Annotated in this window: 17 protein-coding genes; 3 read left to right on the top strand and 14 right to left on the bottom strand. The window is 53.2% G+C overall.

Features of this window, described 5'->3' with window-relative positions; translation table 11 throughout:
• Positions 1 to 28: 28 nt before the first annotated feature.
• Entirely contained in the window at positions 29 to 805 is a 777-nt protein-coding gene (locus tag ACJJIK_RS15630) for a ferredoxin--NADP reductase (RefSeq protein ID WP_444929213.1), read from the bottom strand.
• Between the two features lie 124 nt (positions 806 to 929).
• Between ACJJIK_RS15630 and ACJJIK_RS15625 the strand changes: the two genes are divergently transcribed.
• Positions 930 to 1,808, top strand: coding sequence for a LysR family transcriptional regulator (locus ACJJIK_RS15625; protein WP_444929212.1), 879 nt, complete (start codon positions 930 to 932; stop codon positions 1,806 to 1,808).
• 46 nt (positions 1,809 to 1,854) lie between these two features.
• Here the strand turns inward: ACJJIK_RS15625 and ACJJIK_RS15620 are convergent, their stop codons facing one another.
• The 9 genes from ACJJIK_RS15620 to ACJJIK_RS15580 form a co-directional block, all read right to left on the bottom strand.
• Positions 1,855 to 2,349, bottom strand: a complete 495-nt coding sequence (locus tag ACJJIK_RS15620; protein ID WP_444929211.1) for a hypothetical protein — start codon at positions 2,347 to 2,349, stop codon at positions 1,855 to 1,857.
• Positions 2,350 to 2,481: 132 nt separating this feature from the next.
• Complete coding sequence (locus tag ACJJIK_RS15615; protein ID WP_444943281.1) at positions 2,482 to 4,107, bottom strand: M28 family metallopeptidase; 1,626 nt, start codon at positions 4,105 to 4,107, stop codon at positions 2,482 to 2,484.
• 146 nt (positions 4,108 to 4,253) lie between these two features.
• Complete coding sequence (locus ACJJIK_RS15610) at positions 4,254 to 4,997, bottom strand: hypothetical protein (RefSeq protein ID WP_444929209.1); 744 nt, start codon at positions 4,995 to 4,997, stop codon at positions 4,254 to 4,256.
• A gap of 14 nt (positions 4,998 to 5,011) precedes the next feature.
• The gene (locus tag ACJJIK_RS15605; protein WP_444929208.1) at positions 5,012 to 5,422 is read right to left on the bottom strand and encodes an ACT domain-containing protein; all 411 of its coding nucleotides are present in this window, start codon (positions 5,420 to 5,422) and stop codon (positions 5,012 to 5,014) included.
• Positions 5,423 to 5,710: 288 nt separating this feature from the next.
• A complete protein-coding gene (locus tag ACJJIK_RS15600; RefSeq protein WP_444943280.1) occupies positions 5,711 to 6,349 on the bottom strand; it encodes a hypothetical protein in 639 nt (212 codons plus the stop codon).
• 45 nt (positions 6,350 to 6,394) lie between these two features.
• Positions 6,395 to 6,874: a hypothetical protein gene (locus ACJJIK_RS15595; RefSeq protein WP_444943279.1), complete on the bottom strand. Its 480-nt coding sequence runs from the start codon at positions 6,872 to 6,874 to the stop codon at positions 6,395 to 6,397.
• Positions 6,875 to 7,134: 260 nt separating this feature from the next.
• On the bottom strand, positions 7,135 to 7,602 hold the full coding sequence (locus ACJJIK_RS15590; RefSeq protein WP_444929205.1) for an ecotin family protein: 468 nt from the start codon (positions 7,600 to 7,602) through the stop codon (positions 7,135 to 7,137).
• 279 nt (positions 7,603 to 7,881) lie between these two features.
• The gene (locus ACJJIK_RS15585) at positions 7,882 to 8,568 is read right to left on the bottom strand and encodes a thiol:disulfide interchange protein DsbA/DsbL (protein ID WP_444929204.1); all 687 of its coding nucleotides are present in this window, start codon (positions 8,566 to 8,568) and stop codon (positions 7,882 to 7,884) included.
• A 227-nt stretch (positions 8,569 to 8,795) separates the two neighbouring features.
• The gene (locus tag ACJJIK_RS15580; protein ID WP_444929203.1) at positions 8,796 to 9,458 is read right to left on the bottom strand and encodes a c-type cytochrome; all 663 of its coding nucleotides are present in this window, start codon (positions 9,456 to 9,458) and stop codon (positions 8,796 to 8,798) included.
• Between the two features lie 124 nt (positions 9,459 to 9,582).
• Between ACJJIK_RS15580 and yihA the strand changes: the two genes are divergently transcribed.
• Entirely contained in the window at positions 9,583 to 10,242 is a 660-nt protein-coding gene (gene yihA, locus ACJJIK_RS15575; protein ID WP_444929202.1) for a ribosome biogenesis GTP-binding protein YihA/YsxC, read from the top strand.
• Positions 10,243 to 10,279: 37 nt separating this feature from the next.
• Here the strand turns inward: yihA and ACJJIK_RS15570 are convergent, their stop codons facing one another.
• From ACJJIK_RS15570 to polA, 3 genes are all read right to left on the bottom strand, one after another.
• Positions 10,280 to 10,459: a hypothetical protein gene (locus ACJJIK_RS15570; RefSeq protein WP_444929201.1), complete on the bottom strand. Its 180-nt coding sequence runs from the start codon at positions 10,457 to 10,459 to the stop codon at positions 10,280 to 10,282.
• 13 nt (positions 10,460 to 10,472) lie between these two features.
• Positions 10,473 to 10,931 carry a hypothetical protein gene (locus tag ACJJIK_RS15565; protein WP_444929200.1) on the bottom strand — a complete coding sequence of 153 codons (459 nt, stop codon included), beginning with the start codon at positions 10,929 to 10,931 and terminating at the stop codon, positions 10,473 to 10,475.
• Between the two features lie 1,164 nt (positions 10,932 to 12,095).
• On the bottom strand, positions 12,096 to 14,834 hold the full coding sequence (gene polA / locus ACJJIK_RS15560; protein WP_444943278.1) for a DNA polymerase I: 2,739 nt from the start codon (positions 14,832 to 14,834) through the stop codon (positions 12,096 to 12,098).
• Between the two features lie 300 nt (positions 14,835 to 15,134).
• Here polA and ACJJIK_RS15555 point away from each other — a divergent pair, with 300 nt between their 5' ends.
• The gene (locus tag ACJJIK_RS15555) at positions 15,135 to 15,434 is read left to right on the top strand and encodes a hypothetical protein (RefSeq protein ID WP_444929198.1); all 300 of its coding nucleotides are present in this window, start codon (positions 15,135 to 15,137) and stop codon (positions 15,432 to 15,434) included.
• A gap of 48 nt (positions 15,435 to 15,482) precedes the next feature.
• Here the strand turns inward: ACJJIK_RS15555 and ACJJIK_RS15550 are convergent, their stop codons facing one another.
• Entirely contained in the window at positions 15,483 to 16,304 is an 822-nt protein-coding gene (locus ACJJIK_RS15550; RefSeq protein WP_444943277.1) for a metal ABC transporter substrate-binding protein, read from the bottom strand.
• Positions 16,305 to 16,429 lie beyond the last annotated feature (125 nt).

Here is a 16,429-nt window from a genome sequence, read left to right as displayed (position 1 = left end):
TGGTTTTCTTATCGCTGGACTAGCCAACTTATTTTTCGACGAAAGCGCGCTCAATCACATACTCGTGAGGCACACCTGCGCGGGTCTCCTTGAATCCCCAGTCATCGAGGATATTGGTGAGATCCTTCAGCATTGCCGGGCTGCCGCACAGCATAAAGCGGTCCTCTTCAACACTCGGCTTGGGCACACCCAGATCGGTAAAGAGTTTGCCAGACAGCATCAGGTCGGTCAGGCGGCCGGTATTGCGATAGGGCTCACGGGTCACGGTTGGGTAGTAGAGCAGCTGCTCGCGCACCATCTCACCGAAGTACTCATGCTCCGGCAATTCGTTCTCGATCTGCTCCTGGTAGGCCAGTTCAGAGACATAGCGAACACCGTGGGTAAGGATTACCTGATCGAAACGCTCGTAGACGGTGGGGTCTTTGATAATGCTCATGAAAGGCGCCAGACCAGTACCTGTAGACAGCAACCACAGGCGTTTGCCCGGCAACAGGTGATCCGCAACCAGGGTACCGGTGGGCTTTTGGCTCACGTAAATCTCGTCGCCCGGCACAATCTTCTGCAAACGGGAAGTCAGGGGGCCATCGGGTACCTTGATGCTGAAGAACTCCAACTCATCTTCGTAGTTGGCACTGGCAATAGAGTAAGCGCGCAGCAACGGACGGCCGTTGTCCTGCTGCAGACCGATCATTGTGAAATGTCCATTCTCAAAGCGAAAACCCGAATCCCGAGTGGTCTTGAAGCTAAACAGTGTGTCGTTCCAGTGATGGACTTCCAACACCTTTTCTATATTAAATTTGGACATAAACTTAAAACCGGTTATTCCACGAGTCTCTTGGTAGTTGAATTTTAGCCCTAGAAGATCTATTGGCAAAGTGGGATATTTCGATATTCCTTATCTATTTTAACGATCAACTGGAGATATCCCTTTGCGCTATACGCTCCGCCAGCTAGAGGTCTTCCTCGCCTGTGCCCATTACGAGAATGTCAGCCGCGCTGCGGAGAGCCTGAGTATGTCCCAGTCCGCTGCCTCCACCGCGCTAAAAGAGTTTGAACAGCAGTTTGAGCTGCGCCTGTTCGAGCGTACCGGTAAACGCCTGCGTCTGAATGAATTGGGGCGGCAGTTGTGGCCACGGGCGGAAGAGCTTCTGGAACGGGCCCAGGAGCTTGAACTGACACTGGCCACTCACCGGGAGCTGGGAAGCCTGAAGATCGGAGCCACCCTCACCATTGGCAACTACCTGGCTGCCAGCGTGATGGCCCGTTATATGGAAGAGCAACCCGGCACACGAGTGGAACTAGAAGTTGCCAATACCTCGACAATCGCTGAGCGCGTTCTCAACTTTGAGTTGGATTTGGGACTAATAGAGGGGGAGATCAACCACCCAGAACTTGAAATAATCCCCTGGCGCAACGATGAACTGGTCGTCTTTTGCGCGCCCTCCCACCCTCTGGCTCAGCGCAAACGCCTAAGAGACAAGGACCTCCTCAATGCCACATGGATAACCCGGGAGTCAGGCTCCGGTACCCGCCAGACTTTTGAGCGGGCAATGGCGGGAATACTTCCCAGTCTCCATATTTTGCTGGAGCTACAGCATACAGAAGCCATTAAACGAGCAGTAGAGGCCGGACTTGGTATCAGCTGCTTATCCCGGGTTTCATTAGCTGACGCACTAAAGCGGGAATCACTAATTGAGCTATCTGTACCACATAGGAATTTTCATCGAGAATTTTATTTTGCCTTACAGCGACAAAAATATAGAAGTGCGGGAATTGAGCGCTGGATAGAGCTGTGTAAGCAGGCCTAATAAAAAAGCCACCCCAAGGGTGGCTTTCTAACAACCGGCAACGATATTACTTAATTCGTACCAGCTGTGCTTTAGCTTCTTCCGGCACTTCGTCGATAGAAGCAATATTTAACCCACCCATTGGAGCTGCTGCAGTATCTGACCGAAAAGTAACGTTCACAGATTCTGGCAGTTTCCACATTGCGCCAGTTGCAGGGTCAACAATCAACCAGCCAATTAGGCCACCGAAAACGATATTACCGATGTACCAGCCGTCCATACCCGCTTCGATCTCAAAGCTCTGCTCATTGTAACCCGCCATTTGGTATTTCACCGTATAGCTCGCGGAAGAGAAGAAGCCATCGGATGCCGGCAGGGTAATAGTGTCAGGGGTTACACCACTGTGAACATCCAGGCCCACTGAATCAATAATGGTGAAGTTTGCACCGTTCGGAGTGCTATTGATAGTTACCGGATAGGAACTCTCACTCACGATACTTGCACAGCCAGTTACCGTTACCAATCCAGCAACAACAGCCCCCAAAGCAAATTTCTTAAACATATTTACTCCTAGTGTTATATATCTTATTTATCGGTAGCTAGCCGATAGGCTGCGCAATTTAACATAAACTTATATTCATATTACAAAAAATATGCACAATTTGTTCACAGTTGAACGATTAGTCACTACGCCCTAATTAGTACCAAATAGCTCCCCAAAAAAATCCCCTTCATACCAAAATGGCCTAGCTTTAGAGTCAGCCACTTCCCTGGCAATCAGGTAGTTCACCTCGGTAAACTGTTTGGCCGCCTCATAGTTAATCTGCTCGTCCGCAGCATCCCCGGGCTTATGATAGCGCTCGCGGAAGAAGGCCATCTGTGCAGCGGTACCATCTACACTGGAGTCTTTTGCCTCCCGGCCAGTAATCAAATAGATCGAGGGCACTCCACGACGGACAAAGTTGTAGTGGTCACTGCGCACAAAGATCACTTCCTCGGGCATAGGGTCTGGACTGAGTTTTAACCCAGAGCGGTGTGCAGCCTGTTCCGCAATTTGTCCCAAAGAGGAATGCTCAGCACCAAAAGCAATAATGTCGCGGAATGGATACAGCAGCATAGGCATATCAAGATTGATATTGGCTACGATAGACGGCAGTGACACTGTGGGGTACTCGGCAAAGTAGTCCGACCCCAACAGACCTTTTTCTTCAGCGGTAACAGCTACAAACAGCAGCGATCTGCGGGGGGACTGCCCAGATTCTACAAATAGGCGTGCAGTTTCCAGCATAACCGCGATACCAGCTGCATTATCCTGGGCACCGTAGTAAATCTCACCGCCTTCTTTTTTTCCAACGTGATCCAGGTGTGCGGAAAAAACAACATATTCATCTTTCAGCAGTGGATCACTACCCGGCAGAACCGCCACTACATTGGGACTGACTACGCGTTGATGCTTGGAGCTGCTGCTTAATTCCGCGCGGTACTCAAGCGGAAAACCTGTCGGAATCTGTCCCTGCTCAATATCGGCAAAAATACTTTCAAGACTGCGCTCAGCACCATTAAACAGCTTGCTGCCCGCAGCGATACTCAACATCACTCCCGGGTGCATACCCGGGATTGCGCTACCCGGCATACCATTCTTTTTCACCCAATCAAACGTATCGTCAAAGCGGTGCTCTGCATAATATGTGAATGGACGGCGCTTCTCCCGCTCGGGCGTATATAAGCGGATAAAACCTACGGCGCCGTGCTTTGCTGCGGCTTGGCGCTTGGTACGCGAAGAGGAGTGATGTGCCCCCACTTCACTGGGCAGGCTTTGTGGACGCCCAGCCAGAGCAACCACGATTTTCCCCTGGATATCCAGGCCAGCATAATCATCGATGCCGTAGTCTGGAGCCTCAATGCCGTAACCGACAAATACCAACTCAGCATTGAGCTGTGAGTTCTCACTTAGCGCAGAGGGAGATGCGAGGAAATCCTCACCAAACTGCATGGCAATTATATTGTCCGGGCCTTGCAGGATAAATTTAGGATCATCTCCATCCCAACTGGCGCTGCGAAAAGGCACCTCCTGAAAATAGCCTTGCTCACCCGCCGGGAGCAGCCCCATCTTTTGAAACTGCTGAGCGACATACTGTGCAGCTTTGCGATAGCCCTCACTACCGGTATCGCGCCCCTCCAACTCAGCTGATGCGAGGTAATTGATATCCCGTCGGATATAATCGCTATCAGCAATGGGGCTAGTCTTTTCAAGGTTTGAGGTGGTACAAGCCACCAGAAGTGCCATAGTCAGGGCACCCAATAGACTCTTAATTCTCATGGGGAGTGTTACTTCTCAGGAAAAAAGCGTGATTGTTCATACGGACAGGTCCTGTGGAGTTGTACCCTCAACTTGCAGACCGTCGAGCAATAGCCCATCTTACCACGACACCGGCTAGTCTCAGCCGCAGTCCAGCCGCAACCTAGTTATGCGGCTTTCTCTATACCGGGGAACGCTCGCCTCACCGCACAAACTACTTTTTCATAAGCATTATCCGCACAAAAATCTCCGTGAGCGGCAAGAAAATGCAAAAAGGGCTGTCGCAGAATTTGCTCGAAGTCATCCCGCAACCACAACCTGGGATCTTTATCACTTGGTGTCACTCTTATCCGCCAACTGGGCACAACCTGCATCCCCCGGCGTATACCGGAAAACCTCAGCAGGTTTTTGCCAAGCCAGGTACAGCCGTGCCAGGAATTCCAGTACTGCAAGGCATCGCAACTGATAAGCAAGCCCCCACTATGCGGGAGCCACAACACAGCCTCGGGAAACTGGCTGTGGGCAAACACCATAAAGCGCCCCCCGGGAATTGGGCAGCTCTCACTCTCACACACGACTCTGTCCGCTGGCGGAGGGTAAAAATCCGAGCCTCTCTGCCGCCAATAGGTAAGGTTAAAGTGATCTCGATAGTAAAGATCGTCGCGTCCATGGTGATAGCCCAGTCGGATGGCATGACTCACCCGCCCCAAATCTTTTAATTTTTCCTCCTGCTGTGGGCGCAACCTAACGGGGTTAATCAAAGTAAGCTGGTCCTGCCAGCGGGCGATCCCCATATTTCGGTTAATGGTGATCCCCGGCGCAAACTTGATAGTCCCGGGCACACAAAAAAAGTTGGGCAGCAGCTGGCGAATCTCACCGTGGGGTTGTGCGGAGGGGTAACTGATGCGCACTGGCAAGCCATTTCTCAGCTGTAGGAAACTCGGTTGCGGATACCGCGCAGAATATTTAGGGCAAACTCTGCTCTCCCTTCAGGGACAAAGATATGACTGCTGTGTAGGGTAGATACCACACTGGTATCGATCCCAGCCTCTATCAATTCCTGCGCAACCACAGGAGTAACGCGGGATATCTCGATACCCGCCAGTATCTGCAAACTAATCTGACGAAAGGGGGCACTTGCCACAATCTCTAATTGTCGGGCAGAACTTTGAGGTAGTATCACGCTCACACCCTTACCCTCGCGAAAAAAATATAAACTCTGAGCCAAAATATGAGTGTCACGGGTATCTGCCAGCTGACAAAACACGTAAATTTCATCGTGTAGTCTGGGGTACAGGGCCCTTAATGCTCTCACTATGGATAGATCAGCTTTCATACTCTCATTGTCATCTGGAGGTTTTCTTCAGATCGATAAACACAACCGCCTTATCTTTACCGTCAGGATTTTATGGCAGAGTCTTGCTGGTTAAACCAGAAAAACCAAAATTCAAAAAAGATCTATTGAAATCTTTCTAGTTAACCGGCAGGGTATTTTAATTTGAAAAAAATAAGATCACACATTTTTATAATTATTGTGTCCGAAAATAAATCCACCTAATCATCAAGTCAATTTTTAAGGTGTGCTGTTTACCTTATATAAAGACTCAAGCGATTAAATTAAGAATTATTCCGTGCTGGAAGGCATATCGACTGCCGACGAGTCCTGCTCTGCATCCCAGCGTCTCAACTCCGCATCAATATCCTGCTCCAGGCGCACAGGGGGAAAGGAGGGACAGGCTGCCCCACTCTCGGGATCATGCCACGCGGACAGGGGCGCGACAAAAACGATAAAAGATTTATGCAGGCGGTTCTGCCCAATACTCACTTCTGTCCAGGTTGTCTGCCAGGCAAACTTACCCCGTACAGCATAGTCACTTTCATAGGATTTTAAGGTGAGAAAATAGGGGTAGAGTTTTCCTCGCCGGCAAACAATTCTCCGTTCGGTCTTTATATTGGCCATTTGCGTAAAAGGATCAAAATACCAATTAATATCATAGCCAAATACAAACTGCATGACTCCATCCCGCCTTAAAAAGGCGTAGGACCTACCGCTACCATCGGATTTTAAACTCCACACATAGCGGGCTTCGCCATCACGGGAAATTAACCAGGCGCCAACCCATTGATGGGCATGGTAGCGGGATTTTGCCTGCCAGCCGTCATTAAGTGTTTTTCTTTTTTCCTCACTGGCATTGGTCATTAAAGCAAAAACAAGCAATGGTGGGAAAAAGTAGAGTTTGCTCTTTCCCCACCAGCGGATCATCTTTGCTATACCCGAGTTAAACGCGGCCGGCACAACAATCAGCGGCTAGCGACTGACAATATCCGGGCAGCTCGCCCCCGCTTTAGGGGTTTGCCAGTTCGCCAGACGGCGCTGAAAACTCAAGAGCCCACCGCCGGCCTGGAGCCAGTGGCGGCCATCGATCACCGCAAATAGCAGGGTGGCACGGCTCCAGTCTCTGAATGCGACAGAGACAACGCCACCCTTACAGCGGACCGAAGTGCCCGTTTTCACCCGCACTCGGTCGCCATCCAGCTGCCAGTTAATGGCAAAACCATGGGTTAACAGGCCCTTGGTATTAAATCCATAGGCGAACCCGGAGCCATCGGCGTGAAGTTGCCACACTAACTGGTCATCACCTTCACTCACGACCAGCCAATTTCCCGCCCACTTTTGCTGGGCGGATTCCGCCGAGGCCCACAACGGCACCGCTAGGAGTACTGCTGTGACTAAGGAAACAACCGGTTTGATAAAATGCCGCTTTGTTAAATGACGCAAGAACTTCATGCGCAGCCCCAGGATATCGGCCCCGGTGCAATACCGGGGTGAGTTATTCAAAAGACGACTAAAGAAGTCGCCAATTTTCCTTTCCGATTACGGGGCCAAAGCCTCACTTATCGGCGTGAAAAAATGCTTGGGCGCTATTTTTCACATCCCTCAAATAGTAAGGCTAGACGCAATTTACAACGGTGGCAGGATAAGCATTAAAAATATTTAAATTTACGACAGATTCACAATAAGAATGGGCGGTCAGGTTTTTCGCTAGCTTAATTAGCTGAACTTGCCTTAGAAAAATTCTTATCCGCCCGCCACACTCGATATTTCAGCTGTACCCCTTGGGGCAGGTAAACAACCAGGGGTAAGTGGCTGCGATAGGGCAACATCAAACCGTCGCCACGCACGCGAATAAATCGCCGGGTTTCTGAGCCCGGCGCACACACCTTTTGGCTATTCACAGCCGGGGTTAGATCCAACAGCACATAGAAGGGGTAACCCCAGCCGGGAAGAATATCTTTGCGCAAAGACGCGCTGAAACTCTGCCCGTTACAGTCGACCAGCTCACTCTTTCCCGGCATCAGCTCGACTCTAAAACGGCTTTCATCCACCACTTTAGGTAGCTCGATCACATGGCGTGATTTGCCATCGACCTCCCCGGGAAATGCATCCAGCGGTACCGAGCCCAGGCTATCCACGGCCAGTAACAACACGAAGACAGTGGCAACTACTCTTGGCATGGTATGACCTCACTGCTAAGCCGGAGAGTGGCGGACAAAACTTTATAAAGTCTAGTTCGCTTTCCCCTGCGTCTCCCAGCAAAGCGGTGCGCTTTGTCGACGCCAGCAGGATTCGCGATTGGCATTGTTGCAGACGGTGAAGCGGCAAAGCCCGTTTTAGACTTTCAAGTCAGAAAATGACTAAGGGGGAATAGAAGCTGCTGCGCGGATGCCGGCACAGTACTTTTAGAGGGGGCATAAAAAACCCCGCTCGAGGCGGGGTTTGTATCGTCGGCTGGCTTAGCCGCGCTCTGCACGCTCTTTGGCGACCAGGTAGTCAGCCACTTGCAGCATCAACTCCTGACCATTGCTCTTGCCTTTGTAACCGGGGAAGGAAGAGCTGATACGGTATTTGCCCGCAACAACCACTTCTGGGGTACCGGTCATTTTGTAGGCGCGCTGGTTGGCCATACCCTGCTTCACTTTGCTGTTGATCGCGAAGGAGTTCATCAGTTTGGCCGCCTTGGCACCATCTTCACCGTGCTTGTTAAACAGCGCCTCGATCGCCTTCAAGTCGGGCTTCCAGTTGCGGCCCTCGCGGATAGCCAGCATCTGGCGCTGGTTGTAGATAGTGTTGAAGATCGGGGTGTGCATTTTGTCCAGAACCCCCATGGCTTCTGCGACATAGAAAATACGCGCGTGAACATCCATCACCGGTTGCCAGATCGCAGGCAGCTTCAGCAGTGTCACATCGCTGGGCATCTTTGCTTTCCAGCGATCCAGAATCGATTCAAAGTGATAGCAGTGGGCACAACCGTACCAGAACATCTCAGTCACTTCGATCTTGTCATTGCTTTTCTGCGGTACCGCCTGCGGCAGTACTTCATAGTGCTGGCCCGCTTTAAACTCGCCACTTTCCTGGGCGCAGGCAACGAGGCTGAACATTACAGCCAGAACCATAGTGATTGGGGCGAGAACTGCTCTCATAAGTTTTCTCCAACTTTTATTTAGTGCTGCGAACGCCGTAACTCGGCGGGCTGTCGCGCCACTGAGGACACAATAGACAGCGCAGATTATTTAAGTTCCCGAACCCTCGCGCAAGGAAGCACTGCAAAAACTGTCCAGTTTGTCCGGGCAGGGGAGCTTGCGATTAACCCACAGGTACAAAAAAACCGGTCACAGACCGGCTTTTTTGTACCTAAACCAACTGGCGATTAGTTCGTCAGACCGGCAATATAGTTGGCCAGAGCCTTGATCTCCGCATCGGAGAGCTGCTTGGCCACGGTGCGCATAGTGCGAACTTCACCGTCGTTATTGCGAGTACCTGCGCGGAACGCTTTCAGCTGCGCCTCGATATACTCCGGATACTGACCGCTCAGACGCGGGTAACCGGCCGGAGCATTGCCCTGTCCGCTGGGTGAGTGGCACCCCATGCAGGCGGGAACACCCGTCTCCATATTGCCGGCCCGGTAGATTTTTCGACCAAGATCCAGGCTGTCGACTTTGTCCCCATTGTTCAACATCACGGAAACAGCCTCTGCTGAACCGGTCAGCTGCATTGGCTGAGAGGCAAAGTAAGCGGCGATATCCTCTAGGTCCTGCTCTTTGAAGTTATCCAGCTGGCCTATCATTTGCGGTACATCGCGGGTTTTGCTCTGAATATCCTGAAGCTGCTTGAGCAGATATTTTTCGCCGAGCCCGGCAATCTTTGGAAAAGCTGAGGCAAGGCTGTTACCGTCTGCACCGTGGCAGGCTGCACATTGAGCGGCCTTGGTTTTGCCCGCAGCAGCGTCGCCCGCAGCCATCGCCAAGGGCACGGCGCCCAAGCCGAAAGCTAAACCGAGTGCCAGAGCAGTGTTCTTGATAATGCTGTTCATACGTCGTCCCATTGCGCGCTGTGAGATGGCGTTTCGCACCGCCCCCGATAGTCCTGCGACGCGAAAACGGCGGCATTATATACTTGCGCGCCAAGCGAGTGTACCGAATAAACAGACTTATACGATGTCAAATACAGAATTTAAAGCTCAACCACCGAAACTAAACTACCGTTCCATACAATTTCTCACCAGTGCACCCACCCTGGCGGAGTGTCCGGAGGACCTCGGTGCCGAGGTGGCCTTTGCCGGCCGCTCCAATGCGGGGAAGTCCAGTGCCATCAATGCGCTCACGGAAAACAACAAACTGGCGCGCACCTCAAAAACCCCGGGGCGCACCCAGCTGATCAACTTCTTTCGCCTCTCCGAGCAGCAGCGCCTGGTGGATCTGCCCGGCTATGGCTTTGCCAAGGTCGCCCGCAGTATGAAAGATGAGTGGCAGCGCCATCTGGCCACCTACCTGGAAAAGCGTGAGTGCCTGCGGGGTCTGGTACTGCTGATGGATATTCGCCAACCCCTCAAAGAGTTCGACCTGCATATGCTCACCTGGGCGGTCGAGGCCAAGCTTCCAGTGCACATCCTGTTGACCAAGGCCGACAAGCTAAAGAACGGTCCCGCCAACAACACCCGCTTTGCGGTGGAGAAAGCCCTCAAAGAGCAGGGCCTGAATCACGGAGTCACCCTACAAATTTTTTCCTCGACCAAGAAGACTGGCCTGGACAAACTCGAGCGCAAGCTCAACGAGTGGCTGGAAATCTCCGAGGAGAGCGACCCGGTAGAGGACTGATCTGATTGATAGCCCGGGGGCAGCGCCCCCCGAGCGATCACAAACGCTTCTGTTCGGGAATCAGAGCACGCAGCAGTACCCGGTGCAGCCGTCGGCGTGTTCCCGGAGTTAAACCGTGTAATTCCTCTGCGTGTAAGTATCTCTGTGCGAGAAGGGCGACCAGAGTCTCTTCATGTATGGCAATCGTCAGCAGACCGGAGTTGCCATCGGCGTCCATCCGCTCAGTCTCCTCAGTGCAAGCTGTTGCCGCCATTGATACAGGCAGACAATCTGGCGCTGGAGAAGTCGCGCATCGGCTGCTGTGCCTCTCCGGGGTACAGAGCGCTGAGGCAATCCGCAGCAATCCTCTGCTTGTGGCTGTCGCCCAATTCGCGGGCAAGCATTGAGCTGGCGCCGGCCAGTATGTAGTTTCGAAGTTTTTCATCGCCCAGCTCCCGGTAGGCAGCCATTAGCCAGAGAGCGCTCTCACTAAAGCGCGTTGCCGAAATGGCATAGGTTGGCCACTGCTTTTCCAGTAGAAAGCTGGCCAGGTCGAAGGCACAGCCCAAATAGGGAATGGCCTCAGCGTAGTTGCGCTCCTCAATCAACAGCTTGCCGCGTTCAATCCAATCGAGCCACGCCTTCTCCGCACGATCGGTGTCGGCGGTCAACCACTGGCGGTGGTTGGCACACAAATAACGTAAATTCACCGGTAAGCCCCCATATTTGACTTCAATCAAAGATAATGCGAACCATTATCATTTGCAAGTGCATTTGTGTTTAAGAGGCGCCTTTCTCGTCCTTAAGGATTTGAGAAGCGTTCACGGGAATAAAAAAAGCCGGTAGATGGGGGCTACCGGCTAGGGGACAGTGCCCTTGGGGTGGGGCACTTGTCAGGCACACCCAGGGGGACGGGCGTACCTGAGGGTTCCTTACAATCCAAAACTCCTCTACCTATCCGAATAGTAGGCTCGCTTTTTCAGCTTCCCAAACGTATCTGGATGGCAGTGGAAGGAATACATCTTATCTTCCAGAAAGTCGTTATTCCGGAAGTGAGTTCCAAACCGCACACTCAAAAGTGCTTTATCACCAACAAAATCGAAATAATTTAATTATGAAGGAGAAATTTGAGAGACATAAAAAAACCCCGGAGTTGGGGACATCCGGGGTGGAAAAAGCTAAACGCTTTGGGGTTAAGGAGTAACAATGAACTGATTTCTTGGATAAGCCCTGCCCATCAATGGTTCCCAGGTCTTTGGTAAATAAGTGTAAACAAAATACGGGTTTTGGCGTTTTATCCGTTCTTCTAAATGTGTGTCGTCAATTTTTATGATGAAAAAATAAAATTGCGACAGCACGACGCCTAATATGGCTGCTGCTATAAGCGCAGCGCCAGGCCCGCCACCGCCACCCCATACCGAGACAAAACCATTAGATACGGCGAATACCTACAGAACCGTATCTGCAATAGCGGCTTGTCCCCCCCCTAAAGTCCGCTGCTTATGCTGTGTATAACTTCCCGCTGGCAATTCTCGCTCACCCAGCCCCCATAGGTTGCTAAAAAATATGGGCACTCATTTATTGATAGAGGGGAACTTGAGGTTTGGGGTTATAGCAGACAAAAAAATGCCCCGGACTTGGGGGAGTACCGGGGCAAACATCTGACTTCCTTGGGGGATGATGACGCATTCCAACGATCTTGCCTTTTTAGAGGATCTGTCGCTGGAACAGTTCCACGGATTTTCAAAAAGATTGCAAAAACGTCTAATAAAACACATAAGTTGGCACTTTATTCATCTGTACCAATAAGAGCACGCCAACTGATTCCGTCAACGCACTCGGCCCCCACTTGTTGGATAAATTTTGCCGCCAGATTAGTGGGCCTGATCCCAGTCTCGGCCCCGGCCCAGGTCCACAATCAGGGGAACCTGAAGCTCCGCTGCGCCCTGCATCAGCTCGACAATACCATTGGCCACAATATCGACCTCATCCTTGGGAACTTCCAACACCAGCTCATCGTGCACCTGCATAATCATCCGGGTCGCCAGCTTCTGTTCCCGCAGCCAGTTATCCACGGCGATCATGGCGCGTTTGATAATATCGGCAGCAGTACCCTGCATAGGGGCATTAATAGCCGTGCGCTCCGCTGCCTGGCGCTGCATACCGTTGCGTGAATTGATTTCCGGCAGGTAGAGGCGGCGTCCAAACAGAGTTTCCACATAACCCTTCTCTGCCGCCTGTGCGCGGGTGTCTTCCATATAGCGCAACACGCCCGGGTAGCGCTCAAAGTAGCGATCGATATAGGTTTGAGCATCGGCGCGCGGGATATCCAACTGCTTGGCCAGGCCGAACGCCGACATACCGTAAATCAAGCCAAAGTTAATCGCCTTGGCCCGCCGGCGCTGCTCATCAGTCACTTCATCCTGGGTCACTTCGAAGACCTCTGCCGCCGTCGCGCGGTGAATATCGGCCCCCTGGGCAAAGGCGTCCACCAGCCCTTTATCCCCGGATAAGTGCGCCATAATTCGCAGCTCAATTTGGGAGTAGTCCGCCGCGATAATCTCGCTGCCACCGTCAATTCTGGGGTCAACAGTGAAAGCCCGGCGAATACGGCGCCCCTCTTCCGTACGGATCGGAATATTCTGCAAGTTTGGGTCACTGGACGACAGGCGACCGGTAGCGGCCACCGCCTGGTGGTAGGAGGTGTGTACACGACCGCTGCCCGGATCGATCATCTTGGGCAGCTTATCGGTGTAGGTATTCTTCAGTTTGGCCAAACCGCGATACTGCATAATCAGTGCCGGCAGCTCGTGGTTGTGGGCCAGCTCCTGCAATACAGCCTCGGCGGTCGAGGGGGCGCCTTTGGGAGTCTTCTTGATCACCGGAATTTGCAGCTTTTCAAACAGGATCGCGCCCAACTGCTTGGTAGAGCCCAGGTTGAACTCTTCACCGGCGACCTCGTAGGCCTGTTGTTCCAGTGCGCGCATGCGCTGCTCAAGCTCGGCACTCTGGGCTGCCAACATCTTGGCATCAATATAGGCGCCGTTGCGCTCCATACGCGCGAGAACCGGTAGCAGCGGCATCTCTATCGCATCGAGTACCTCTAGCAGAGTTGCCTCTCGCTCCAAGCGTGTATTCAACTCGTTGTGGAGGCGCAAAGTAATATCTGCATCTTCAGCGGCATAGGGGCCCGCTTTGTCCAGTTCGATCTGGTTAAAGGTCAGCTGTTTGGCGCCTTTACCGGCGATATCCTCGAAGTGAACGGTGTGCTCCCCCAGATACTTGAGTGCCAGACTGTCCATATCGTGACGGCTGCCGGTGCTGTCGAGGACATAGGATTCCAGCATGGTATCGCGGGCAATGCCGCGCAACTCAATACCGTAGTTGGCCAGGATATGGCTGTCGTACTTCAGGTTCTGACCGACCTTTTGCTGCTGAGGGTCTTCCAGCAGAGGTTTGAGTTTGGCCAGTACTTCATCAAAGGGCAGCTGTTCAGGAGCCCCCATGTAGTCATGGGCCAGGGGAACATAGGCGGCACGGTAGGGCTCTGTGGTAAAAGACACCCCCACCAGTTTTGCCTGCATATAGTTGAGACTGGTGGTTTCAGTATCGAAGGCGAAAATATCTGAGTCCTTCAGTTGCTCCAGCCAGGCATCAAATTCCGCCATTTCAGTGATTATGGCGTAGTCGCGCTCAACCGCTTCCGCCACGGCTTCTTCCACCTCTTCGCTAGTCAGCTCTTCCAGCCAACCGCGAAACTCATTCTGCGAGAATAACTCAACCAACGCCTCGGTATTGGGCTCTGAATTGTGCAGTTCCTGGGGATGATACGGCATCTCCACATCGGTTTTGATCGTGGCGAGCTTATAGGAGAGTTCCGCCGCCTCGCGGTGCTCCACCATTTTCTTGCCGAGAGTTTTTGAGCCGCGGAATCCCAGCGGTGCAATGGCATCCAGGTCGGCATAAATCGTTTCCAAGCCTCCCAGGTTCTGCAACAGCGCCAGCGCGGTTTTCTCGCCCACACCGGGAACTCCGGGGATATTGTCGGATTTATCGCCCATCAGGGCGAGAAAATCGATAATCAGTTCAGGGCCGATGCCAAATTTCTTAGTTACGCCCTCGCTGTCCATTTCAGTATTGGACATGGTGTTGACCAGGGTAACGCCCGGGCGCACCAGCTGCGCCATATCTTTATCGCCGGTGGAAATTATGACCTGCTGCCCCTGACTCTGGGCCTCCAGTGCCAGGGTGCCGATCACATCGTCGGCTTCGACACCATCGACCACCAGACGCGGCAATCCCATCGCATCAATAATGTCGTGAATAGGCTGAATCTGCTCGCGCAGGTCGTCCGGCATAGGGGGGCGGTGGGATTTGTACTCGGCAAACATCTCATCGCGAAAAGTCTTACCTTTGGCATCAAAAACAACCACTACAGGGCTGCCCGGGTGCTCCTTGAGGTGGCGGCGCAGCATACTGATCACACCGCGCACCGCACCGGTGGGCTTGCCCTGACTGGTGGTCAAGGGCGGCAAGGCGTGAAAGGCGCGATAGAGATAGGAGGAACCATCCACCAGTATCAACGGGGCGGCTGAGGTGTTTTGTTTGCTCATAGACGATGAATTCTTGCTTGCTTAGTTTGGCGTTCGGGACGCGCGGCAGGCCGATAGGATAACGTCCTTCGCATTGTTTTTCCGCTCACTGGCTTATTCCCCCGCAGGCGGCCCAGTACCCGCCTGCACAAAAGCCCACTCGCCCCACCCCACCGCTAAACACTATCGGCGCATCCCCCCCACCCAATCCCCGGGCTTGGCTAGTCTTGCCGAGAGCGATCTTAGGGGCTCGCGATTACCCGGCGGCCGCCCACTGGCAGCCAGGGGCTTTTATTGCCACTCGCCGATATTGGAGGAGAAATGCTAAAGATGGGAGGATTGATACCTACTCCCCTGTTTACCGCAATGATATTCACCCTTGCGGTAAGTGCCGGCTCTGGCTGCGATATCCAGCGCACCTTTGTAACCCAGACTGACGATAAAGCGCGCTCCCAGCCGCCGGCAGTGCAAGACCACGAGCAACGGCTCAGACAAGCGATACGGGAAAGTGAAAATGACCTGCTGGAGAGGCGGCTGCGACAACTGGAAAAACTGCAACGGCAGGCGGAAAGGGAGGCCGCTCGGGCAGAAAAGCTACGGCGGATAATCCAGCGGTCCTGATACGCTACCCCGCCGCCTCTTCAGGCCGGCGGGATTAATAGTTGCGGCTCAGCCCTTATTGCCATTGGGCACCAGGCTCAAACAGCTGCGGGCCTGGCTCAGCAGGGATTCGATCAGGCCTCTGTAATCCGCCCCTTCGCCCAGTTGATCCCCTAAGAGGTCCAAAGCGGCATAGCGCAATCCCAGGTTTTCAGCCAGTTGCCGGTCGCGGTCATTGGCGGGCATATCTCCAAACAGGCAACCGTCACCAATACCTGACAGCTTCAGCATCGCCTTGGCCCCGTGCCCGCCGCCACTGCCGTCACCCAGGGCATGAGTTTTCACCCCTGCGGAACCAAAAAAGTGGCCGTAGGCATCGTGTGTAACGACGATAGGAGTCTCGCGATACCCTAACAGCGCCCGATCGAGAACTGTCTGCAAGTCGCTCATTGCGCTGGCAAATGTCCGCGCACGGGCCATAAACAGCTCCGCCTGCTGCGGGCGCAACTGCGCCAGGCGCTCCGCGATCTGCGCTGCTGCAATTGCCGCATTGCTGGGGCGCAACCAGAGGTGGGGGTCGCTGGCACTGGCGCCTCCAAACTCAAGCGCGGCAATATCCAGCAACTGTATCCGCTGGTCGGCGGGCAACAGTGACGCCTGCTTAGCTAATACGCCCTCCATTTGCGGGCCCAGCCACACCAGTAATAGAGCCCGCTCAAGCGCAGCCCGGTCGGCGACTGTCGGGGCGTAGTGGTGAGGGTCAGCGCCCTCAATAAGTACACGCACCGGTATATCCCCAGCGGTAATTTCCCGGGCGATCAGGGCCAAAGGGCGCACACTGGCCACCAGCTCATCGCGATTAGCGGATTCCGGTTTGCTACAGGCCGCCAAGCAGAACCCGAATAAAAGTACGCTGGAGAGTGTAAAAAGACGTTTGAAGGGGTACATCGGCAACATTAGGCGGCAAAAAATTGCGATATAATCACAACCAGCGCCAAGCCGCCAGCCTGGCTGTC

The organism is Microbulbifer regidiadema (SeqCode) (assembly GCF_052466995.1).
The sequence above is the reverse complement of the archived record's forward strand: the minus strand, read 5'-3'. Positions and strand labels throughout refer to the sequence as shown.